The 23,662-nt window shown below is 47.4% G+C and carries 16 protein-coding genes and 2 tRNA genes; 6 read left to right on the plus strand and 12 right to left on the minus strand.

The annotated features are described in order from the left end of the window. The 8 genes from menD to X919_RS0113080 form a co-directional block, all read right to left on the minus strand. Positions 1 to 1,674 (minus strand): 2-succinyl-5-enolpyruvyl-6-hydroxy-3-cyclohexene-1-carboxylic-acid synthase, encoded by a 1,674-nt coding sequence (gene menD, locus X919_RS0113045; RefSeq protein ID WP_028900486.1) that lies wholly within the window; start codon positions 1,672 to 1,674, stop codon positions 1 to 3. Continuing rightward, complete coding sequence (locus X919_RS0113050) at positions 1,649 to 2,668, minus strand: chorismate-binding protein (protein WP_028900487.1); 1,020 nt, start codon at positions 2,666 to 2,668, stop codon at positions 1,649 to 1,651. The genes menD and X919_RS0113050 overlap by 26 nt, the downstream gene beginning before the upstream one ends. Beyond that, positions 2,665 to 3,087 (minus strand): PaaI family thioesterase, encoded by a 423-nt coding sequence (locus X919_RS0113055; protein WP_028900488.1) that lies wholly within the window; start codon positions 3,085 to 3,087, stop codon positions 2,665 to 2,667. The genes X919_RS0113050 and X919_RS0113055 overlap by 4 nt, the downstream gene beginning before the upstream one ends. Before the next feature lie 18 nt (positions 3,088 to 3,105). Then, positions 3,106 to 4,320 (minus strand): L-serine ammonia-lyase, encoded by a 1,215-nt coding sequence (locus X919_RS0113060; protein WP_028900489.1) that lies wholly within the window; start codon positions 4,318 to 4,320, stop codon positions 3,106 to 3,108. Positions 4,321 to 4,381: 61 nt separating this feature from the next. Continuing rightward, a tRNA-Glu gene (locus X919_RS0113065) sits at positions 4,382 to 4,453 on the minus strand. 33 nt (positions 4,454 to 4,486) lie between these two features. After that, positions 4,487 to 4,573 (minus strand) — tRNA-Ser (locus X919_RS0113070). A 300-nt stretch (positions 4,574 to 4,873) separates the two neighbouring features. Continuing rightward, complete coding sequence (locus X919_RS0113075) at positions 4,874 to 5,638, minus strand: acyl-[acyl-carrier-protein] thioesterase (RefSeq protein WP_028900490.1); 765 nt, start codon at positions 5,636 to 5,638, stop codon at positions 4,874 to 4,876. A gap of 134 nt (positions 5,639 to 5,772) precedes the next feature. Then, on the minus strand, positions 5,773 to 6,849 hold the full coding sequence (locus X919_RS0113080) for an OmpA family protein (protein ID WP_028900491.1): 1,077 nt from the start codon (positions 6,847 to 6,849) through the stop codon (positions 5,773 to 5,775). 228 nt (positions 6,850 to 7,077) lie between these two features. Between X919_RS0113080 and X919_RS0113085 the strand changes: the two genes are divergently transcribed. From X919_RS0113085 to cobC, 4 genes are read left to right on the plus strand one after another with little or no spacing between them, the layout of a single operon-like run. After that, entirely contained in the window at positions 7,078 to 7,605 is a 528-nt protein-coding gene (locus X919_RS0113085) for a bifunctional adenosylcobinamide kinase/adenosylcobinamide-phosphate guanylyltransferase (protein WP_028900492.1), read from the plus strand. 3 nt (positions 7,606 to 7,608) lie between these two features. Then, positions 7,609 to 8,649 carry a nicotinate-nucleotide--dimethylbenzimidazole phosphoribosyltransferase gene (cobT, locus tag X919_RS0113090; protein WP_028900493.1) on the plus strand — a complete coding sequence of 347 codons (1,041 nt, stop codon included), beginning with the start codon at positions 7,609 to 7,611 and terminating at the stop codon, positions 8,647 to 8,649. 3 nt (positions 8,650 to 8,652) lie between these two features. After that, positions 8,653 to 9,459: an adenosylcobinamide-GDP ribazoletransferase gene (locus tag X919_RS0113095; protein WP_028900494.1), complete on the plus strand. Its 807-nt coding sequence runs from the start codon at positions 8,653 to 8,655 to the stop codon at positions 9,457 to 9,459. Beyond that, positions 9,456 to 10,007 carry an alpha-ribazole phosphatase gene (cobC, locus tag X919_RS0113100; RefSeq protein ID WP_028900495.1) on the plus strand — a complete coding sequence of 184 codons (552 nt, stop codon included), beginning with the start codon at positions 9,456 to 9,458 and terminating at the stop codon, positions 10,005 to 10,007. The genes X919_RS0113095 and cobC overlap by 4 nt, the downstream gene beginning before the upstream one ends. Positions 10,008 to 10,427: 420 nt before the next feature. Here the strand turns inward: cobC and X919_RS17335 are convergent, their stop codons facing one another. After that, positions 10,428 to 10,814 (minus strand): hypothetical protein, encoded by a 387-nt coding sequence (locus X919_RS17335; RefSeq protein WP_028900496.1) that lies wholly within the window; start codon positions 10,812 to 10,814, stop codon positions 10,428 to 10,430. A 6-nt stretch (positions 10,815 to 10,820) separates the two neighbouring features. Between X919_RS17335 and X919_RS0113110 the strand changes: the two genes are divergently transcribed. Then, the gene (locus tag X919_RS0113110) at positions 10,821 to 13,517 is read left to right on the plus strand and encodes a valine--tRNA ligase (protein WP_028900497.1); all 2,697 of its coding nucleotides are present in this window, start codon (positions 10,821 to 10,823) and stop codon (positions 13,515 to 13,517) included. A gap of 96 nt (positions 13,518 to 13,613) precedes the next feature. Continuing rightward, positions 13,614 to 14,816: a clostripain-related cysteine peptidase gene (locus tag X919_RS0113115; RefSeq protein WP_028900498.1), complete on the plus strand. Its 1,203-nt coding sequence runs from the start codon at positions 13,614 to 13,616 to the stop codon at positions 14,814 to 14,816. 89 nt (positions 14,817 to 14,905) lie between these two features. Here the strand turns inward: X919_RS0113115 and X919_RS0113120 are convergent, their stop codons facing one another. From X919_RS0113120 to X919_RS0113130, 3 genes are all read right to left on the minus strand, one after another. Then, positions 14,906 to 15,817, minus strand: coding sequence for a glycosyltransferase family protein (locus X919_RS0113120; protein ID WP_028900499.1), 912 nt, complete (start codon positions 15,815 to 15,817; stop codon positions 14,906 to 14,908). 96 nt (positions 15,818 to 15,913) lie between these two features. Beyond that, the gene (locus X919_RS0113125; protein WP_036918076.1) at positions 15,914 to 18,226 is read right to left on the minus strand and encodes a translocation and assembly module lipoprotein TamL; all 2,313 of its coding nucleotides are present in this window, start codon (positions 18,224 to 18,226) and stop codon (positions 15,914 to 15,916) included. Then, positions 18,201 to 22,826 carry a translocation/assembly module TamB domain-containing protein gene (locus X919_RS0113130; RefSeq protein WP_028900501.1) on the minus strand — a complete coding sequence of 1,542 codons (4,626 nt, stop codon included), beginning with the start codon at positions 22,824 to 22,826 and terminating at the stop codon, positions 18,201 to 18,203. The genes X919_RS0113125 and X919_RS0113130 overlap by 26 nt, the downstream gene beginning before the upstream one ends. Positions 22,827 to 23,662: the final 836 nt, after the last annotated feature.

Here is a 23,662-nt window from a genome sequence, read left to right on the forward strand (position 1 = left end):
TTATTTCATATTAAAAATTTCTTTTACATCTGCAGACACAAGCGTTTGGAAAAAAGATTCATATGCTCGCATATCATCTTCGGCCTTGGTAAAGACTTCCAAAAGTACTGGACGCTCACGCTTCTGAGTTAACAGGATAGGCAACATTGCCAGACTATCAGCAGAAGAAGTCGCAGCATAATAATCCACGTGGCAAGCCATGCAAATACCTTTTGCCGAGGTTTGGTGAACACCCATTACAAACTTTTCGCGTGCTTCACTTTGACGAAGTCCTTCAAACTTACTAAAGATGGCACCACCACCATTATTAAGTAATAGGATACGTAGGTTGCCACGAAGGTTTTGATTCCACAACGCATTTTGATCATAGAAAAAACTGAGGTCGCCGATGATGCAAAACACGTTTTCCTCTGTGCCCAACGATTGACCAGCAGCCGTTGACAAGCTACCTTCAATGCCATTAACACCACGATTGCAATAGATAAAGTGTCGTGCATAAAGACAACCTATACGCACCGCCATGCTGTTGCCATAGTGCACCACAGGCACACCCGGCAGTTCACTCAACAACTGTTCAAAATAGCGAATGACCTGCATGGATGAATAATGGGGTGAAAAGCTGTTGACATGATTCATTGCATGCACATTCAATGCTTGCCATGACTGCCGCCAAGTAACATCTCTACCCCAAACTAAAGCTTTAAGAATGGCACAGGGGGTAGCCTGAACTACCCCACGAAGATTTTGAAACGTGTCATAAATATCGCCTTCTTCATTTACCACCCAGCACGAAGCGTTAACAGCCCGTCGCAGAAAGGCTTTCAATTGCTTACTCACCAATGTCCCACCCACATAAAGTATAAAATCGGGAAGGGCGATATCAGCAGTTTCGGCTAAAGCCATCAAGGCATCTATTGGCGCTTCGATAGTACTACTTGAAAGCGGTTCACATAGCACCACAATGCCCTGAGACTGTAAATGAGCAACGACTGCATCCCAGTCTGCCGAAAAGGCTAATTGCCCCATGACCACGACTGGTCGCAAAGCACGATGGAGTTCTGCTTGCAATGGCTGACAAATTGCTGACTGCAAAGTGGGAGTACAAAGCGAGATAGAACGCTCTTCGGGCAATTCTGAAACAGCAAAATCATAGAGTGGCTCGTCGATATGAAGATTGATGTGCACAGGCGCACCACTACCCTGCTGTGCTTTGATCAGCGCTTCATTGAGGCACCGATTACAAAACCAATAGTCTTCTGCCGTATGGGGGGTAGAGATATCGACGGCACATCGCACAAAATGAGAAAGACTTCCCTGCTGCTGTAATGTTTGTCCATCCTGCTGTCCTATCCATGCTACAGGACGATCTGCAGAAATTAAAATTAATGGTACATGCTGATGCCATGCTTCGGCAATAGCAGGTAGCACATTAAGCAGTGCCGTACCACTGGTAACACAGATAACCACTGGCTCATGAAGCATTAAGCTTAACCCTAAAGCATAGAAACCTGCACTGCGTTCATCAGTAACAGAATAACAATGCAAGATAGCACATGCATTAAGATTATGAACTATTGGGGCATTACGGCTACCTGGGCAAAGCACAGCATATTTTACTTGATGTGCTACAAGTAAGCTCGTGAGACAATTAATATGTTCCTGATTGGAGTACATTCAACATTGTGTTTAATTTCAATTCTGTTTCGTTCCATTCACTTTGCTCATTGGATGCCGTCAGCAATCCTCCACCAGCATAGAGTATACAACGATTATCGAGCAGTTGCATACACCGCAAAGAAACAAAAAAATGGGTTGTTTTCCACACATTCAGTGGACCTGTAAACCCACTATAATAGGCACGATGGAGATGTTCTTCGCGCAAGATAAAGTCTTGTGCCAATGCCTTAGGCATACCACACACGGCTGGTGTTGGATGTAAATCGGCTATCACATTACCCAAATTAACCTGTGGTTTTAACACAAAGAGAAAGTCTGTGCAACGATGATAGAGCTGTGCTGCTTGTCGTACATAAGGCATAGACCGTTGCAATTGTACAACATGAGGCTGTAAACAAGTTTCTATATAATCGGCGACAAGACGTTGTTCCAAACAATTCTTCTCAGCCCATGGTCCACTATGATCCATTGTTCCCGCTAAAGCCATAGTATACCATTGATCCCCTACAGGTCGTTTTGCCAACAAAGTTTCTGGTGTGGCCATGAGCCATGTCCCGCTTTGAGGCGTAGAAACTAAAGAGACAAATGCATGTGGATAGAGGGTACAAGCGTGATAAAACAAAGCGACGGAATCGATTGAGTCAGAAAGCTCAACCTGAAGCTGCCGTGCCAATACCAACTTCTTCAATATCCCTGTCTCCAACGCAGCATGAAAACGCTGGAAATCGTCATGATAAGAAGCATCTTCTACTTGTTGTTTTACTACTGATATTGTTGGCTTAAGTACAGGCTTAATAGGACAAACTTGTACAAAATCAGCAGCTATCACTAAAAGTGGATAGGTAGAAGAAATATGGAACGGAGCTAAGATATAGCCCGACATTGATGCATCTAACTGCGTATAAGATGAGAGCTCATATGGAGCACGATTCGACTTAACACAAATGCATTGCGACTGCCCTGGCAGACGATAGTAAGCAAAACTACTCATTTGCGAGGAGCAGAAGATTTCATAATGTAATTCGTTACGTGTACGGTGGAGATAAGCTCGTCGCTTGAATTCACGATATCAATATGCCACTCATGCAATGTGTTGCCTTGAAATTGCAAACGCGCATGTGCTGTAACTGTATCTCCTTCACGAACAGCTCGCATATGATTACCACTTACTTGTATACCCACACAAATCTTTCCTGGACATAAAGCTAAACTACCCACGCCTGCTAAATTCTCAGCTAAAGCTAAAGATGCCCCTCCAGAGAGAAAACCAAAGGGCTGCGTATTACGCCCGTCAACTTTCATCATGGCCTTGCACGTATCGGGCTCTGGTGTTGAAAAAAATTCCATACCCAAAGTGTTAGACAGACCATCATAACGATGAACAAGTGATTTAAGCTTCTCTATATCCATACTACTAATCTTTTAAGTTTAATAATCTTGTTCGTAATCTTTTGCCAACCCACCAGTGCTGGTTTCCTTATATAAAGAAGGAAGATCATGTCCTGTTTGCTTCATTACATTTACGACGCGATCAAAACTCACACGATGGTTACCATCACTAAAAGAAGCATAAAGTTGCGCATCAAGCGCACGAGTTGCAGCAAAAGCATTGCGTTCAATACAAGGAATCTGTACCAAACCGCAAACAGGGTCACAGGTCATTCCTAAATGGTGTTCAAGTCCCATCTCAGCAGCATACTCTATTTGCGAAGGGCTACCACCAAACAACTGACAAGCTGCAGCTGATGCCATGGCACATGCTACGCCCACTTCGCCTTGACAGCCCACTTCAGCACCGCTGATAGAGGCATTCTGCTTAACCACATTACCAAAAAGTCCTGCTGTCGCTAATGCTTTGATAATACGGTCATCGGAAAAATGATGAGCAGTATGCAAATGATATAAAACTGCAGGTAGCACACCACAAGCACCACATGTAGGAGCCGTTACGATAGTCCCTCCTGAAGCGTTTTCCTCACTTGCAGCCAAAGCATAAGCATAAACAAGGCCACGACTCTGTAATGAAGGCTTATAACCTGTAGCTTTGACATAATAGGTGGCAGCCTTGCGAGGTAAATGTAAAGGACCTGGCAGCACACCCTCATGATTTAAACCTGCCTCGACAGCATTGCGCATGACATTCCACACCTCAGATAAAAAGTCCCAAATCTCAGTTCCTTCGCATTGTCCAACATACTCCCAATAGCAACTACCATTCACTTTACACCATTGCATAATCTCGCGGAGTGAATTCAAAGCATAAATATCATTACCTTCAAAACAATCGCCCATCCCTTTTCCTTCAGACAATGCTCCACCACCAACACTATAAACTGTCCAATCATCTTTCTCTACGCCTTTTTCATCAAGCGCAACGAATCTCATGCCATTAGGATGAAAAGGCAAAAAGGTTTGAGGCTGCCAGGCAATCTCTACAGGAGCAATGGGAGATAAAACATCTTCTATTGCAACGTCGGTCATATGTCCTTTCCCTGTTGCGGCAAGCGACCCATACAAGGTTACCTGAAAAGATGCTACATCAGTAGTACGCGCTGCGAACATCTGTGCAGCTCGCTGTGGCCCCATGGTGTGACTGCTCGATGGTCCTTTTCCAATACGAAAGAGTTCTCTTATCGATTCCATACACTATCTTTTTAAAAGCAAAAAAGCCCCACAAATCACTGATTTGTAGGGTCTTCTATTGTAGTCGGTACGAGAATCGAACTCGTATGCCAAGATTGAGAATCTTGTATCCTAACCGTTAGATGAACCGACCATATCTTTTGCAAAAGCACAACTCTTCAGAATGCGGAAGGAGGGGGATTCGAACCCCCGGTACGAGAACTCGCACGGCAGTTTAGCAAACTGCTGGTTTCAGCCACTCACCCATCCTTCCAAGATTAGGCTCCATTCTGATTGCCAAGCATCATTTTTAAATGCTTTGCAAAGGTAGAATTATTTTTGCACTTCTCCAAAACTTTTCAAGTTTTTTTTCCAAGAAGAATATTATACTATTATGTACTATAAGATTATAAGATAGGAATGCAAAGAAAATTAAAAAGGAATAGCCCATTTATATATTAAATTAGATTACCATCTATACCTTATTATGCCACAATACACCTCATTTTTGCGGCAAAAATATAATATATTTCTTCACCCTTACCTATGCATAGTGCAATATAGGGAGCTATCATTACTCAAAGAAAATCCTCCCCCGAACAACCTCCTGCTCACAATTAGATTTTAATTTGGTAATCTTTATATTGGCAATGAGTTCATCCTCATGCCCCACATAAAGATTTAACTCATCTCCTTCAAAACTTTCTGCCACATATGCGATCTCAAATCTTTTTACCCGATGTTTATTATGCCAACTTATTGGCCACAAATTAAGCATGTGTTCCATATATTTCATGCTATTAACATGACCATTCATATCTATATCACTATAATTCATCACCACAGATTTCAACCTTTCACCTTTCGTTGTAATTTTCAATCTTCCACCAGGTGCAATAGGAACATGCTTGTCCCTGTCAACATAATTCATTATCCGTCCGTTATTTATCTTGAGTATATCAACAGGTTGTCTTGTGTCTGTATCGATTAAAGCCCAAATACTATGCGCATTAGCACAAACATTTCCATTAATATCAATGACCCTAAAATTACGACTCGTAAAATAACGCATTACATTATCCACCCATGTTTCTATCGCAAACCCCTCATAAACATCTGGCAAATGAGAGATTTCCAAATTGAAACGCGATAGTACCCAGGTCTTATGTAAATCATTCAATACCCGAACACCATAACCACGCTCATTAGAATGGAGATCAGCTGCATTCAACAACTGATTGCATAAATGAGGCAAAAACAAATGATAAGAATTATCACAATGAAAAGGTTCCGCTTGAAAAGCATATCGCCCAACCGCTCTTAAAATCTCATCTTCCATCACAGATAAATTTATCTTGTAGACAGTATATGACACCAAAATTATTCGGCGTCAACAGCTACACTTATATATATAAAAGCCCAATGATCTTTAGACCATTGGGCTCCATATTTAATTTAAATTCTATTTCAAGATTACTTTACAAATACAACTGCGAGGCGGTTAGAAGTAGCACCTTGTACACCCTTACCATCAGCCTTTTCAACAGTTACACCCTTATTCTTAAGATAATTAGCAACAACATTTGCACGATCTTGAGAAAGTTTCTTGTTGAGTGAGCTTGAACCTTCAGGAGAAGCTGTACCAATGATTTGTACCTTTGTACCTTGAGCAATACCATCAAGAACCTTCTTAGCGTCGCTTGTAAGGTTAGACTTGCCTTGAGCAAATGTTACGAACAAAGGATTGATATCGCCATTTCCTGCTGCAGGAACTTCCTTAACAACTTCGCGAACAACCTCTTTTGGTTTCTTTGCCAACTGATCACGCAAATCACTGATTTGTGAGTTAAGTGCGTCGATCTCGTTTTGATCACGAGGAGTAACAATCTTGAAGTTATGTGTACCATTAGAAGTCTTGAACTTGTAAACCAAACCAGCGTTCAATTGAACAAAGCTGTGGTTAGCATTGTATTGAAGACCATCGTTAGCAAGATTGCGGCTAACAACATCTGTTCTATCATTCAAACCATAAATAATTGCTGGTTCTACATAGAACTGCCAAGCCTTATCTGCACCAAAGTTAAATGCTAAATCCAAAGCCAACTTATTTGTCAAATTGTTGTGGTATGTTGTTGCTTTGTAGTTAGCATCATTACCAAAGAGGTGACCCCAACCAAGACCAGCAACAGCAATAACCTCAAATGGACGAGGCTGGCCTTTGTAACCACCAAACCAGTTGCTCAAGTTAACAGTACCTAAAAGGCTGGTGTTAACGAAGCGAACGATTGTACCTGTTGATACCCAAGGCTTATTTGAGAAATAAGCATTACCCTCAACAGCCAAACCAAATACTGGAGTGAACCAGCGACCAATGCGAAGTCCTGCGTTTGGATCTAAGCCCTTCATCCAAGCGTGTCCTTTTGTTTTTGTTGCAACACCGCCGTTGATACCAACATAGATGTTATCAAATGTTTTGCTCTCCTGTACAGTTTGTGCAGAAGCTGAAACTGCCATTACAGCAGCAGCAAACAATAAACCTAACTTTTTCATGTCTCTCTAAAACTTAATTAATAATTATTGTTTTTAATCTTTTCCTAAAATTATGGGTGCAAAGTAATTAAAAATTATCGGAAACACCAAACTTTTATTCGATAATTTATGCTAAAAGGCAGAAAAAAAGGCGAAAGTCAACTCTTCTCTACCCGTTTCTTTATAAAAGAAGAATGCTTTATTCCCCTCCTTAGTTCCTATTCTACAACTTTTTTGTAATTTAGCACCATGAAAAGAATCATTCTCATTACAGGAGGTCAACGCTCTGGGAAAAGTGCCTATGCTGAGCAATTAGCCTTGTCACTTGATGCACATCCTATTTACATCGCTACAGCACACATTTGGGATGAAGAGTTTAGATTGCGCGTTATCCAGCATCAAAGGCGGCGCGGTAGGCAATGGGAGAACATTGAGGAGGAACGCCAGCTATCTAAACATTGCATATATAATAAGGTGTGCGTCATCGATTGTCTTACGCTATGGTACACGAATTTTTTCTATGGTGATGGGAAAAACACTGCAGAAGAAATAGATGTTCAAGAGGTTTTGCACAATTTAAAAGATGAATTTGATCGTTTCACCCGACAAGAGGCGACATTTATCTTTGTAACAAACGAAATCGGAAGCGGCGGCGTAAGCGACCATCTTCTGCAACGGAAATTCACCGATTTGGAAGGCTGGATGAACCAATATGTAGCGCAACGCGCTGACGAAGTGATACTGATGGTCGCAGGAATCCCCGTAAAAATAAAATAAATGATGCACACCTTTCATATAACAGCTCCGAATGGGGAGCTACGAGAAGCATTGCAACAAAAGATTGACTCTCTCAACAAACCCAAAGGAGCAATGGGGCGTTTAGAGGACTTGGCTTTGCAGATTGGATTGATTCAAGGTGCGCTATCCCCGACTTTAGCGCATCCATGCCACCTGCTTTTCGGCGCCGATCACGGCATTGCAATCGAAAACGTATCGGCGTCTCCACAAGAAGTCACTTGGCAACAAATGATAAACTTCACACATGGCGGCGGCGGTGTGAACATGTTTTGTCGACAACACCACGTAGAGTTATTCCTCATCGATGTAGGCGTAGCACACGACCTATCAAGCTACCCAATGATTCTCTCGCGAAAAATAGCATGTGGAACGAAGAACTTTCTCCATGGGCCGGCAATGACAGCCGAGCAATACGAACAAGCATTACAAACCGGAGCCGACATGGTTGACATTTGCGCACAAAAGGGATGCAACATTCTCTCCATCGGAGAAATGGGCATTGCCAACACCAGTGCAGCAAGTTTATGGATGAGCATCTTTACAAAAACACCTTTATGCGATTGCATCGGAGCTGGCTCGGGACTTAACGAGGCAGGAATAGCCCATAAAAACAAGATTCTGATGGAAGCGCTGCACCATTTCCACACACAACATCTTCCCGCGACAGCCGCACTCGCTTATTTCGGGGGCTTTGAAATGGTTGCCGCCGTAGGCGCGATGTTGCGCGCAGCAGAACAGAAAATGGTGATTCTCATCGATGGCTTCATCATGACAGCCTGCCTGTTGGCCGCCACACACATCCATAAAAACGTGCGCCACTATGCCATTTTCACCCATTGCAGCGAAGAGAAAGGCCATCGTTTGCTGCTCCAGCATTTGCGCGCCCGCCCCTTATTGTCGCTCGGCCTGCGCTTAGGCGAAGGAACAGGAGCGCTCTGCTGCTACCCCATCGTGGAGTCGGCCGTGCGCATGCTCAACGAGATGAACAACTTCGACAACGCTCACATCACCAAATATTTTTAACCCATGCAACTCCCGATACATCCCACCACGACATGGAAAGACAAGCTCTTTGCGGCGCTCATCTTCTTCACACGCCTGCCCTTTTGGCGCATCTATCAGCCGCAGAAAGAAGCCTATGCGCACGTCGTTGAACTGTGGCCGCTCACGGGGTGGCTCACCGCGACGCTCACCGCAGCCACCATGTATGGTTGCGCGCAAATCATGCCCACCACCACAGCCATCATCTTGGCCTTCGTCATGCGGCTGTTGCTCACGGGTGCGCTGCACGAAGACGGCTTGGCCGACTTTCTCGATGGTTTCGGAGCGGGGCGGAACGACGCGCAACAAACACTCCGCGTGATGAAAGACAGCCACATCGGCACCTATGGCGTGCTGGGGCTCATCCTTTACGTTGCCCTGCTCTTCACCACATTGTCGCAACTGCCCATCACCATCGCCGCGTTAGTGGTGCTCGCCGCCGACCCCTTCGCTAAGATGATGGCCGCACAAATCACCCAAATGCTGCCCTATGCGCGAACAGCCGAGCAAGCCAAAAACAAAGTAATCTACCGCGCAATGTCCACCAAAGGCAAACTGCTACTGGCCATCCAAGGTCTGCTGCCGCTCATTCCGCTATGCTGGTATGTCGGGCTGCCCTACGAATGCCTCGTTCTCCCCGGCATCGTTTTCTACATGCTCTACCAACTCATGCGCCGCAAAATCAACGGCTACACCGGCGACTGCTGCGGCGCCCTGTTCCTCATCGTCGAACTGAGTTTCGTGCTCAGCTTCGTCGTTTTCTACTACCAGAACAACCCTTTTGCAACATGAAAATAACCCTCGTGCGCCACACGCGCGTGGCCCTTCCCCAAGGCACCTGCTATGGATGGAGCGATGTGCCCGTTGCGGATAGTTTTGAAGCCGAAGCCAAACAAACGCTCCGGAACCTGAAAGCCCACGAGCCTTTCGATGCCGTCTTCTCCTCGCCACTGCAGCGCGCACGCCAGCTGGCGGCCTTTTGTGGTTTTCCTGATGCCACGCTCGACGAGCGCCTGAAAGAGATGAATATGGGCGAATGGGAACTGCAACGCTATGACGACCTGCCTGCCCGCGACCCTTACATCCTCGAATGGTATGAAAACTACCTCACTTTGCCCACCCCGAAGGGTGAGAGTTTTCCGCAGTTGTATGCTCGCGTGACCAACTTTCTCGAAGAGGTGGCGCGCCGCCCCTACAAACACATCGCCATCTTCGCCCATGGAGGAGTCTTGGCCTGCGCCGCCATCTACGCCCGTGCCATTTCCCCGGCAGAAGCCTTTGCCCACATCACCCCCTTCGGTGGCATCGAAACCATCGACATTCCGCCCCAGCGACAATAAGCCAACCCGTCGGCGAACCATTCGTCAGCAGCCTTAGGACACGGAGCCACGCGAGAAATGGTAGGGGCGGCGCCTGTGTGCCCGCCCGAACGTCCGCGCAGCGGCGTTTTCATCCGCAAAGAGTACGTCCCCACCCACAAATGAGGTGTTTCCATGCGTTGAAATGTTTGTATATTACGCATGATGCACACCTGCTAACGATGGATGCGCCCTTGCAGGGCGACACGGGCGGGCACACAGGCGCCGCCCCTACCAACCTCCATCAAACCCTTCTGCCGCGCAACCTTTTTCGATTTAGTCCATCGGCGAACTGTTCGCCGGCAACCTTTTTTCGTTTTAGTCCGTCGGCGAACTATTCGCCAGCAACCTTTTCTCGATTTAGTCCGTCGGCGAACTATTCGCCGGCAACCTTTTCTCGTTTTAGTCCGTCGGCAAACTGTTCGCCAGCGTACTTCTCTTGTTTTTGTCCGTCGGCGAACTATTCGCCGGCATACTTTTCTCATTTTTGTCCATCGGCAAACTGTTCGCTGGCAACCTTTTTCGATTTAGTCCGTCGGCAAACTGTTCGCTGGCAACCTTTTCTCGTTTTTGTCCATCGGCGGAGCCTCTTCCGGCAATCATTTCTTGTTTTAGTCCGTCGGCGGAGCCTCTTCCGCCAACCTTTTCACGTTTTAGTCCATCGGCGGAGGTTCTTCCGTCAACCTTTGCCCATGAAACACGAAAAGTAATGCCGTTTATGAAAGGTTTACAGCTATTTTTCGTAATTTTGCAGCCGATTGTTTCAATAACACGTAAAAGATAAATCATTCAAGCATGGAACTTGCAAGTAAATATGATCCCCAAGCAGTTGAGGCGAAATGGTATGAATATTGGCTCAACAACAAACTCTTCAGTAGCAAACCCGATGGACGCGAACCCTACACGGTGGTGATTCCGCCACCCAATGTGACGGGTGTGCTGCACATGGGCCACATGCTCAACAACACCATCCAGGATATTTTGGTGCGCCGCGCCCGCATGGAAGGCAAAAATGCCTGCTGGGTGCCGGGAACCGACCATGCCAGTATTGCTACCGAGGCCAAGGTGGTGGCGCGCTTAGCCGAACAAGGCATTCAGAAGACCAATCTCACCCGCGAAGATTTCTTGAAACATGCGTGGGACTGGACACACGAGCATGGCGGTATCATTTTGAAGCAACTGCGCAAGTTGGGCTGCTCGTGCGATTGGGATCGCACTGCCTTCACCATGGATGAGGCACGCAGCGAAGGAGTGATAAAAGTGTTCTGCGACCTCTACAACAAGGGGCTCATCTACCGCGGCGTGCGCATGGTGAACTGGGATCCACAGGCACAGACGGCGCTCTCCGACGAGGAGGTTATCTACAAGGAAGAGCATTCGAAACTCTATTATTTGAAATATCGTGTGGTGGAAAGCGATTGCCAGCGCGTGGACGAGGGCAACGTCATCCATCAAGATGCGCAGGGCTATTATGCCGTCGTGGCCACCACGCGCCCCGAGACCATCATGGGCGACTCGGCCATGTGCATCAACCCCAACGATGCGAAAAACACGTGGCTGAAAGGCAAGCACGTCATTGTGCCCTTGGTGAACCGCGAAATTCCCGTCATCGAAGACGATTACGTGGATGTGGAATTTGGAACCGGCTGCTTGAAGGTGACACCTGCCCACGACATCAACGACCATGCCTTGGGCTTGAAGCATGGCTTGGCAACCATCGACATTTTCAACGACAACGGCACCATCAGCGAGGCGGCCGGCCTCTATGTGGGCATGGATCGCATGGATGTGCGCCGCCGCATAGCCAAAGACCTCGAGGCTGCAGGACTGATGGAGAAGGTGGAAGATTATAACAACAAGGTGGGCTTCTCTGAGCGCACCAACGTGCCCATCGAACCGAAACTCTCCACGCAGTGGTTCCTTCGCATGCAGCACTTTGCCGACTTGGCTTTGGAACCGGTCATGAGCGACGACATCGAATTCTACCCCAAGAAATATAAAAACACCTACCGCCATTGGCTCGAAAACATCAAGGATTGGTGCATCTCGCGTCAGCTTTGGTGGGGGCATCGCATTCCGGCCTATTACTTCACCGCGACCGATGGCAAGCGTTCTTTCGTCGTTGCTCCAACCGCTGAAGAGGCTTTGGCTAAAGCGCAAGCGCAGAACGGCAAGCTCACGGCAGCCGACTTAGAACAGGAGAGCGACTGCTTAGACACGTGGTTCTCGTCGTGGTTGTGGCCCATCTCGGTGTTCGATGGCATCAACCATCCCGACAACGAAGAAGTGCGTTATTATTACCCCACGTCCGACCTCGTAACCGGTCCCGACATTATCTTCTTCTGGGTGGCACGCATGATCATGGCCGGTTATGAATATCGCCGGACCTATCCGTTCAAACACGTTTATTTCACGGGCATTGTGCGTGACAAATTGGGTCGCAAGATGAGCAAGAGTCTTGGCAATTCACCCGATCCCATTGCTCTGATTGAAAAGTATGGCGCCGATGGTGTGCGCATGGGTATGATGCTCAGCGCGCCCGCAGGCAACGACATTCTCTTCGACGAATCGCTGTGTGAGCAAGGGCGCAATTTCAACAATAAGATATGGAATGCCTTCCGCTTGGTGAAAGGCTGGAAGACGGCGCCCGTGGAACAACCCAAAGCCAACGAGCAGGCGGTGGAATGGTTTGCAGCAAAGCTCAAGCAAAGTCATGCCGAGCTGCAAGCACAATTCAAGCAATATCGTATTTCGGAAGCGTTGATGACCGTCTACAAACTCTTTTGGGACGAGTTCTCGAGCTGGTATTTGGAAATGGTGAAGCCCGCTTATGTCAATGGTGAGGCGCAACCCATCGACCAAACCACCTACGATGCCACCATCGCTTTCTTCGACGACTTGCTCAAGATGTTGCATCCCTTTATGCCTTTCATCACCGAGGAGTTGTGGCAACACATCACCGACCGCAAGGAGGGCGAAAGCATCATGCGGGCAACGTTGCAGATGGATGCTCCGACCGCGCACGACGAGCAACTCATGGCCGATATTGAGCAAGTGAAACTCATGGTGAGCGGTGTGCGCACCGTGCGCAACCAAAAGAACATCGCGCCCAAAGAGCCGCTCACGCTGATTGCCATTGGCGACAATAAAATGCAAGCCTATAACAGCATCATCAGTAAGATGGCCAACCTCGAAGCCATCGATGTGGCCAAGGAGAAACCTGCCGACGCCAGCAGCTTCATGGTGGGCACCGATGAATATGCCGTTCCGTTGGGCAATCTCATCGATGTGGCGGCTGAAATCGACAAGGCCGAGAAGGAATTGCAACACTTGGAGGGCTTCCTGATGGGCATTCGCAAGAAATTATCCAACGACAACTTCGTGGCACATGCGCCCGAGGCTGTTGTGGCACGCGAACGCAAGAAGGAGAGCGACTCGGTGGAGAAGATTGCGGCACTGAAGCAAACCATTGCCGAGCTCAAGAAGAAATAACAACAGGGGGTGCCCACTGTGGTACCCCTCAACACATTCGCCGCATGACTCCATGGTCTTGCAGCTCAAAGGATAACGACAAATTAAAACAACGACATGACATCCCTACAACTTCATCCCACGAAATGGCTCACCGCCCTACTCGTGCTCATGGCAACGAGCTGGCTTTCGGCCTGTCACGACGACATTCCCGACGATCTCGCAAGAACGCGCACAGCTACGCCGCAAGAGCGCACCATCATCATGTATTTGCCTTATTCGGGCAGTGGCTACAACAACCTCTACTCGTTTTTCGAGCAAAACATTCGTGACGTGGAGCAGAGCATCAAGCAGGCGGGTGGATTGGGCACCAACAACCTCTATGTGGTGATTGCCGACAATTCGCCCAACCGTGTCTACCTTTACCGCATTCGCATGGAAGGCACCGAATGTGTGCACGACACCATCAAGCGCTACGATCACCCACGACTCATGGATGCACAATGGGTTACGCGTGTCATCAACGATGTGAAAAGCATCTCTGAAACTCCCAAATATGCCATGCTCGTGGGATGCCATGGCGAGGGATGGCTGCCTCCAAAGAACAATGTGACACGAGCTAAAACACGTTGGTTTGGCGGACCAGGCTACGCTATTAGCATCGCAGACTTCGCCCAAGGCATTGAGCAAACAGGTATCAAGTTAGAATATCTGCTCTTCGACGATTGCTATCTCTCGTGCGCTGAAGTAGCTTACGATTTGCGTAACGCCACCAACATGCTTATCGCCTCAACCAGCGAAGTGATGGCCGATGGTATGCCCTATGCCGAAGTATTTCAATACCTCTCCTCACCACAACCAAATTTCGGTCAGCTCGTCAACAACTACATTGCTCATTATCAAAGGCAAAGCTACCCCTACGCCACCATCGGCGTCATCAACACGCAATACATTCAGTCCATGGCGCAACTGATGAAGCAAGTGAATGCCACCTACACGTGGAATACCGCTAACAACCATCAGTTGCAAGATTTAGATGGTGACCACTTTGTGCCTACCGTTTATTTTGATTTTGGAAGCTATGCCCGCGCACTCTTTGGCAGCAATCTGGCACTCTACAGCCAATACCAAACACTCATGGCGCAGTTGGTGTCCTATAAAGGTAACACCGCTTACATCTACAATGCCAGTGGCACAACTACTCGAGTCAACGAGTTTAGCGGTATCACCATCAGCGACCCATCGGCCAACACTGGCCAATACGGCTATAATGTAGCCTTGCTCAAAACGCAAACGGCGTGGTGGGCAGCCTCGCATTAAATGTTCGGTTACAATAGCACTAAAGCACAAAAAAGCAGACATCCTTTTAGCGGATACCTGCTTTTTTAATGCTGTTTGGTCTCAAAGGGTTAGAATAAACGCTCTGGATAAACGCCTTCATCAACCAACTTCTTGATTTTTTCGACTACACTTGGACGATCGGCCGCATAGGTGACGCCAAACCATTTACTGGTGGTGTCGAGCACCTTCACAGTGGCTGTTCCATCGACAATGAGTTTGTTGACCATCAGAGGAATGAAATATTCCGACTTGAGGTTTTGCATGTTCTTCGCATCGGCAAGGAATGCTTTGAAATCGGCTTCGCTATGGTCGAAATAGTCGGGTGTGAAGCCCCACACGTTCATCGAAACGGGCGTGTTGTCGGCAATGCCCACCCATTGGCCTTGCTCGTCCTTATATTCGATGGTTGTGCCGTGGCGTTCAACCTCGGTGCGCTCCACAACCGTTGTGAGATTGCCCTGCGCGTCGGTTGCACACACACCACGTGCCACAGTGCCGTTGTCGCTCAACGTGTTGCCCACGCGGAAACCCACCATGGCATAGCGGTTGCGGCTGCCCTCGGGCAGTGAACTGAGGAATTTGCCCATCACCATGAAGCTGTCGCGGTTGTAGAAATCGTCGCAGTTGATGACGCAGAAAGGCTCTTTAATCACATCCTTGGCCATGAGCACGGCATGGTTGGTGCCCCAGGGTTTCTCGCGACCTTCGGGAACACGGAAACCTTCGGGCAACGCATCAATGCTTTGAAAAACCAATTCGGCAGGAATATGCCCTTCATATTTCGACAACACCTTTTGACGAAACTCGTCTTCAAAGTCTTTGCGAATGACGAACACAATTTTGCCAAATCCTGCCTGAATGGCATCGTAAATAGAATAATCCATGATGGTTTCACCGTTAGGACCTAAACCATCGAGCTGCTTGAGCCCGCCGTAACGGCTGCCCATGCCTGCAGCTAAAAGTAATAATGTTGGTTTCATTTGATGATATTGAAAAGTTTTAATATTGACGCAAATGTACGGCTTTTTGCCGAGAATAACAGCCTGTTTGCTTTATTTTCTTCGCGGCAACAGCAATTAGAAAGGCAATCCAATGGCGAAATGTAAGCTTTGAGCATCATGGAAATGGCTGATATTGTAAAAACCATTTTTGAAAGGCACGTGCAGTCCTACACCCCAGTCAATGCGCAACACGAAGAAGTCAAGATCGTAGCGTAAACCGATGCCCGTACCTAAAGCCAACTCGCGCAATGCATTTTGGAATTTAAACTTACCTCCAGGTCGATGGGCATCTTCGTGCAAAATCCATACATTTCCTGCATCAAGGAACATGGCTCCATAAAGCTTGCCAAACAACCGCGGCCGATATTCTAAATTGGCCAAGAGCTTGAGGTCGCCCGTCTGATCCAAATAAGAAATGGTGGCACTGGTGGGCAAATAGGAACCTGGTCCAACACTGCGTGTGGTGAACGCACGAACGCTATTGGCACCGCCCACATAGAACTGCTCGCTCCGAGGTGCACCCGACGAGTTCCCATACGACCAAATAATTCCTGTCCCAACATGTGCTACCACCTGAGATTTATCGGCTACGCGCCAGGTTTTTCGGTACTCAGCCTCGAGCTTTAGAAACTGTGCGTAGGGATTCTTAAACATTTCTTTATCTTTAGTGCTCCACTTCTTTCCTGCTGCCATATACCCCAACGACAGCACATTTCCAGCTTCACTCGCCGTCACCTGAAACCAAATGGGGTTATAAAGCTGTTTCGGACTGGTGTAGAGGTAGCTGTAACGGAATTTCGGAATAAACTGATCGCGCATAGACACCTGCAAATAGGGAGTGGAGCTCAACAAGGAAACGAACTGTGGCGTGCGTGACGACATGTAGGCATATTCAATACTTAGTGGCGTCCATTGGTGCATAGAGGTGGCTGAAGTTTGAAAGGTATAAGTGAGCTCGCCCGAAACAATGTGGCGCTTGAAATAGCCTCCACGACGAACCACTACGGACGAGGCCTTGAGCAAGGTGGTAGGCACGGTATAGAAATGCCGATGATGCAACATACCAGGGAAAACAAAACGCGGAATCTCCAACGAAGCATCGCCACCATATTCGTAGGTGTGGGTGCGATCGGATGCTCCACTCGGCGCATGTCCCGTCTGCCATTCATAAGACCCCTTGAGATTAATATCCAACTTTTCACCACCCCGAAAGGCATTGCGCTTAGTAAAGCCTAAAATTAATCCAGGCCCCATGCGCCCACTCGTTCGACCCGAATAGTTGGTCTCAACATACACATCATATTTCTTATCAAATAGGCAATTCACCGCTAAGTCCAACGTGTCACACCAAGCTGTAGAGTCACGTGGGGTGAATTGGAAATCAACAAAGCTAAATAAACCATTACTCGAAATCTTGTCTGAGGATTCCATGTACTTGTCATAGCTAAAAACTTCATTGGGGCGCAATTGCAAATCGTGGAGAATAATGCGCGGACGAATGGGCGAACGCTTACCATTGAAATGCACCTGCATCTTCTTCACCTCCTCCGTATTGCTGAGCGACTCCATAAACTGTTTTCTCAAATTCAAATCGACACGACCGATATACCATTTACGCAATGCTCGGACTGGAACAGAATCTGCCAACTGAAACTTCAGCTGCACTTTCGTTGGGACGCGCAACGTGTCGGCTAAATAAGAGGCATAGGCTGGTTGATAATAATAGTAACCATTATTACGCAAAAGATTACTAATGCGCGTTCGCTCAGCTTCAAGTGCACTAGCATCAAAAGCATCACCACGTTTAATCTTTCGATCTGCATGCGTTGCTACCAGCAAACTATCAATCATAGCCGGGAACTTTTCATAAGCGATGCTATCCAAAGTAAATAATGGTCCAAAATTAATCTGATAGCCAATCTTTGCCTCCTTAGGATTACTTTGTGTGAGGGTTTCATATTGTACACTGCCCCGAAAATAGCCATGAGATTGGAGAACCAACTGTCCTACCGATGCTCGTAACGCAGGATTCACCCAACTCATGAGCACAGGTCGTTTACCAAATGACTTTGCAATCCATTTCCCTAATGGGGTCGTGGAAGTTGAAAAGGCATTCCATATCCAAAGAGAGTAAGGGAATGGAGTACGATAATAGGAACTACCCAACAAAGCACCATTTGGTGCACAAGCCAAAGCCGCCTCTAACTCATCACGTGTAGCCATGAAATGGTCATCTCGCTGCTGAACGATATAATCAATTTTATCCAATCCCGCATATAATTGATCTCCATCGGGGACATATTTCGTCGTTGAACAGCCCACAAGGAGTAGCCCTATCAAAGCCCAAGCAATACTTGATTTCTTATTTCTCATTCTCTTCTTTTCCATCTTTTTTCGATTGATTTTGCAATACAGGATTCTCCTCCTTGGGCTCTTTAAAACGCAACAAATCACTGAAATGTGATAACTTGCGCCGCCAAATGAAACCTGCACCATAAATGCCCGTATTACCTTCAAGCCAATCATAACTATCACGATCATAGAACAAACGCAAATATTGCGTAGAAGCCTCATTCAGACGATATTCAAACGACACATTACTAAATATATTCTCATTCTGATTGGGTACATCGCTTCCCGAAGAAACCTTTCCACCGACGATGATGCGCAAACGATTGTTCCAAAAGCGCTTGGCAAATTTAAACGAATAGTCAGTGTGCTGCCGACCAGTCGCATCCATCGTGTTGTCCATACCAAAACTCAAATCCAAGGTGCGCAAAGCATTACCCGCAATACCATTAATCTGACTTTGCAAGAATGAACTGAGTGCTGAGTTCATTGAGAAGCCTCGCGTGTTACCATCTACAAGATACATCCCCGTGGTTAACATTGTCACTGCCACTTTCCCGCGTGCCTCTGTCCCCATCGTATTCAGTTGGTTTTGCACTTCCAAATCTTCGGATGCATCAATGATAAAGGCCAATCCCATATCTTTCAATGTTTTCGTCAATTTCACACCGCAGTCGAAATCGACACTGCGCCCCACACCACCACTACTCGAGACCGTGGCTTTCATGGCTTCAGTAGCTGTGATATTGAGTCGCGGATTCATGGGATCGCCATTGAATTCCACATAACTGCCATCGTGGATGGTGAAAGTCTTCAACGGAATCACAGGCAAAGAATATTTCATTTCGCCGTTATTCAACGTATAACGCCCACGCAACCGAAGATTGTCTACAGCATTATATTGCATGCGCAAGGTACCTCCACCCGTTAAATCAAGATAGTTTGACTTATCGGAGTTAAGTGCACAGAGCACATGAGCAGCTTCATCAATACCTAATACCACATCCATATTAAATCCATTGAGTTCTGGACGCTTCACCACTTGAGCCTTTTTATCCGTAAAATCAGTGAATTTCACCAAGCCCTCTAACTTGTCATCCGTACTGATGGGTGAATCGCGTAGCACATAGGTTAAATCTGATGCGCCCAACACATCTACTTTACCACGCATCAAAAGATTATCCAACGGGCCACTCAACGAACCAATAATATTCACAAACGCTTTACCATAGGCCTCCGACTGCGCACTCTCCTTGGCATCTATCACCAAGAAATTAGAAGCCTGCATGCGCACGTTCATGTTCATATTCGACGGATTAGAAAAATCAATATAGCCAGCCATCACCAATGGACTGTCGTTATGAGCATACATCTGGAAGTTCTCTAATAATAGCCGACTATTTGTAATCGTCACAGGGTCGTTATCAAAGCGCAATTCAACACCATAAGGCTGACTCACCAAATAGGCTGAATCAAGATAAACTTCGCCCTGCACCTTTGGCTTATTCAGCGTTCCTTTCACGCTAACCCGTCCTTCAGCAAAGCCTCTAAAGCCTACGATTTGCTTAGGAATAAAACCATTTACAATGCTCAGCGGAAGCCGCTCTAAATTGCATTGTGCATCCAAAGCACCACCTCCACGCGCATGATAAGTTCCACTCAACGTAGCTATTTCACGACCATTTTGCGTAAGCGTTCCGTCAATTGAATGCGTACCATCGTCAGAAGGCATATACACAAATTCTGCACCAATATCGCCCATGGCACAATGTTGGTAAACGAGTTTATCAATCGTCATATCCGAAGATACAGAAAGCTCGTGCTTCGTTTGGATGATATGGTAGTCGCCATTCATAATTCCCGAGACATCGGGCGCATAAGGAAGCACCGACAATAGGCCATGGAGATTGAAATTCTGCAACGAGATGGTGAGGTCTTGCAACACATCATGATTATCATCGTTCGTATAAACTTGCACACCCATTCCATCCCTCGATTGCAACTTCAAATTGGCCGAAACACGCCGATCATTCCCCAAGAACACATAATTGCTATCGTTCACCGAAAAAGTTTTATAGCCCAAGATGGGCGCACCATGCTGCAAACTGAAACGCAATCCATGTGGCTCCATTTCGGCATTCAGCGACACATCTATTCCCAATCGGTTTTGCGCATCATAAACCCGAGGGCGGATGAAGGTTCCGCGTGCATTCAGCTGCCCATCGACCACACCACGGAAAACATACTGCGGATTATGTTTATTATTAATAACCTCTGCATGATAAGTGAACTCGTCATGGTCCGATCGAAAATGCACTTTAGCTGTATCAAGTTGTATGCTATCGACAATGAGCGAATCGATACGCACATCGCCGTTGAGTCCCGTTTCGCGTGACGAAACCATATTAATATTGGCACGCGCAAACTGATAGCCATACTTATTGAGCAAATGAACAAAGAAATTATCTTGCCCTGTCTGCAACACAAGTGTGGCATTGGGTAGGCGCTCACGCAAGGCTACCTGACTAATGATTCGTTTCTTGAATTGGCGCTGCAACTCGTTCACAATACCTTGCGTCTGCGCCAACAGCTGTTCGTAATGGCTCTGGCCATCTAAAGCCAAACGAAAGTCACCACTATTTATCACAGCATGCGTAGAACTCGGAAGTGAACGAATGTCCAAACTAATGTCGCCTGGCCGATAAATCTTGTGATTATCGATAAGGGTAATGTCGTTTACAACACCTTGCACCAAATGCTGCTTCTTAAAGTCAGACATTACGTCAACATGAGCACAAAGAGACATTGAGAAGGGTGTTTTGAAAAAGCCAAGATGATAGAGATTGACGGCTGTTAAATCGGCTGAAATAGTACCTTTAAATTCGCGTGGATTCATTAACGCATCGAGCTGAACAGAGCCTTTGGCCAACGCATTATGGCTGTTGAGAACGGCATGTGCCCTACCCTTTTCGATCACCACATCGGCAGCCAAACGATTGAGCTGATAGCGGTTGTATCTGAAATCGACGACATGTGCCTTAGCCTTCAAATGCGTGCGCGGCGAAAGCATATCAAATCCTGCTCCTGCTACCACCACATCGCCCGTGAAAGCATGAAGGCCTTTTTGGCGAACGAAGTTTTGGACAGGGAAACGAAGCGCCATCAGATTGGCACGATAGGCCTGTCGCCGAACATCAAACGCCACATTGCCACGAAGGCTACCCAAACCGCTGCGAAGCGTGAACTGAGAGGCGTAGCGCGAAGCACGCACCGACACATTGCCTTGCAAGGCCATGCCATTGGGCAACGAAACATGGCGTGCAAGCTGGGGATTGAATTTCACGAGCAACGAATTGAGCTGATAGGTGTTGAGTTTCAGACGCACATCGGCACGCAACTTCTCGGGCGTATCGACATGATAGAGTTGCCCCGAAGTCTGCAAGGCAAAATGGGGCGACATGCGGAGCGACAGCCTGCGCAACGCAACATGGCGCAAATTGCCCACGGCATCGACAGCAAAACGCAGCGGCTGCGGCGGAACAGCCCGCCACACATGCTTGGGGATGTAGGCTGCAAAAGGTTGCAAATCGCGCTTGCTGATGGCACCCTCCCCCTTCAGCATCATGCGTCCAGGCTGTTGCGCCGCAAAGGTGTTGAACGGAAACGCGAGCTGCGCTTGCAGTTGCGAAGCACCTAACTTAAGCCACAAATCGGGCAAACGAAGCTGCTCGCCATCGAGCTGCACATGCCCACGAAGCTGCGTCACCTGCAGCCCACTCTGCTCTCGGAAGGCCGCATGACGCACACTGAGCGATAGATGGGGAGCGGCAAACAACAACGAATCGATGCCGAGACCTACCGAAGTGAGCTGCACATGCTGGTAGTCAAAGCCCTTGACAGAGGGAGCATAAGGCCGTAAATAGGACATCTGCCCACCGCGCCAATCAAAATGTTGCACCGCATAGCGCGCTTTATCTAAATCAAAATCGCCACCACGAGCCGTCACCTCATCCAACTGCACGCCCACGCGCATACTGTCGCCTGGCATGTGCACCAGCACGTCGGACTGCAAAATGCGCAGGTTGTGCACCTTGATCTTCCAAAAATTCTGGCTCTTTGTAGTATCCTCCTTCGCCGTGTCATTGAGCGCCACATCCACCCTTGCCCCTTTCAGCAACGCCGCATTTACCACGAGATTTTGCCGTGCTAAATCGATGCCACGAGCACGAACCACCAAACGCTCGAAATGTCCCTGCACGCGAGCTTGACGAATGAAATGCATGGTGTTGAGCGTCACGTCGTGCAACGCCAGTTCACTGACATCCACCTGCTTGTCAAACAGTGGCCACAGCGCTACATCGGCCACCACACTGCGCGCCATCAGCACCGTGTCGCGCACCTGTGGAAGCGAATCGTTGGGCTGCAAAGCTTGAACATGCTCCAAACGCAAATCGAGCGGAAAAGCCAAGCGCACATAGCCCACCGTCACCTGCATGCCCATCTTCTCTGAAGCATAAGCTGCCGCTTGCCGCACCGCCCAGTTTTGAAATGGCGGGAAATAGAACAGGGCCGCCAGCAGGCAAAAAGCAAGGATGGGGGTTGCGACCACTATGGCTGTCCACTTTATTTTTTTTCTCATATACGCCGCTCGTGCATCAAATATTTCGTTTTAAAAATCTTCATTTCGGCATTCTGGGGGTGCTCCAAGCGCTTGGCATTGAGCACCTGGGTGTAGAGAAAGAACCGTCTACTACGCTTCTAACGCCACCCGCGCGAAATGCGTTGCGAAAATAAAATAAATATGTGGATTTTGCAAATTATAAGCCAACAAATGTGCTTTTGTCTGCGAGTGCTTCGCAGGACAACGGGATTTTTATTTCTCGTTGGAACGACCCCCAAAACCTACGGGAATTTTTTTTCTCGTTGGAACGACCCCCAAAACCTATGGGAAATTTTTTTTCTCATTGGAACGACCCTCAAAACCTACGGGAAATTTTTTTTTCTCGTTGGAACGACCCCCAAAACCTACGGGAATTTTTTTTCTCGTTGGAACGACCCTCAAAACCTACGGGAAATTTTTTTTCTCGTTGGAACGCCCCCCAAAACCTACGGGAAATTTTTTTTCTCGTTGGAACGACCCTCGAAACCTACGGGAAATTTTTTTTCTCGTTGGAACGACCCTCAAAACCTACGGGAAATTTTTTTTCTCGTTGGAACGACCCTCGAAACCTACGGGAATTTTTTTTTCTCATGCAAAACACCCTCAAGTGAAACGAATGTGAGTCAACATGGGTAACCATCGATCTCATCGACATTGAAATTCAACGTCTGGGACGCATAAAAAGTGGGCTGCGAAGGGATTTGCGCAAAGCAAAGGCAGCAATATTTTGCAAGCTGTGTTTTTTTTGCTACATTTGCAATGCTTTTTCGCACGCCGCGCACGGCCTATGCCTCCGAGATGGGCGAAAACAGCCT

Source organism: Prevotella sp. HJM029 (assembly GCF_000599605.1).
GTDB lineage: Bacteria > Bacteroidota > Bacteroidia > Bacteroidales > Bacteroidaceae > Prevotella.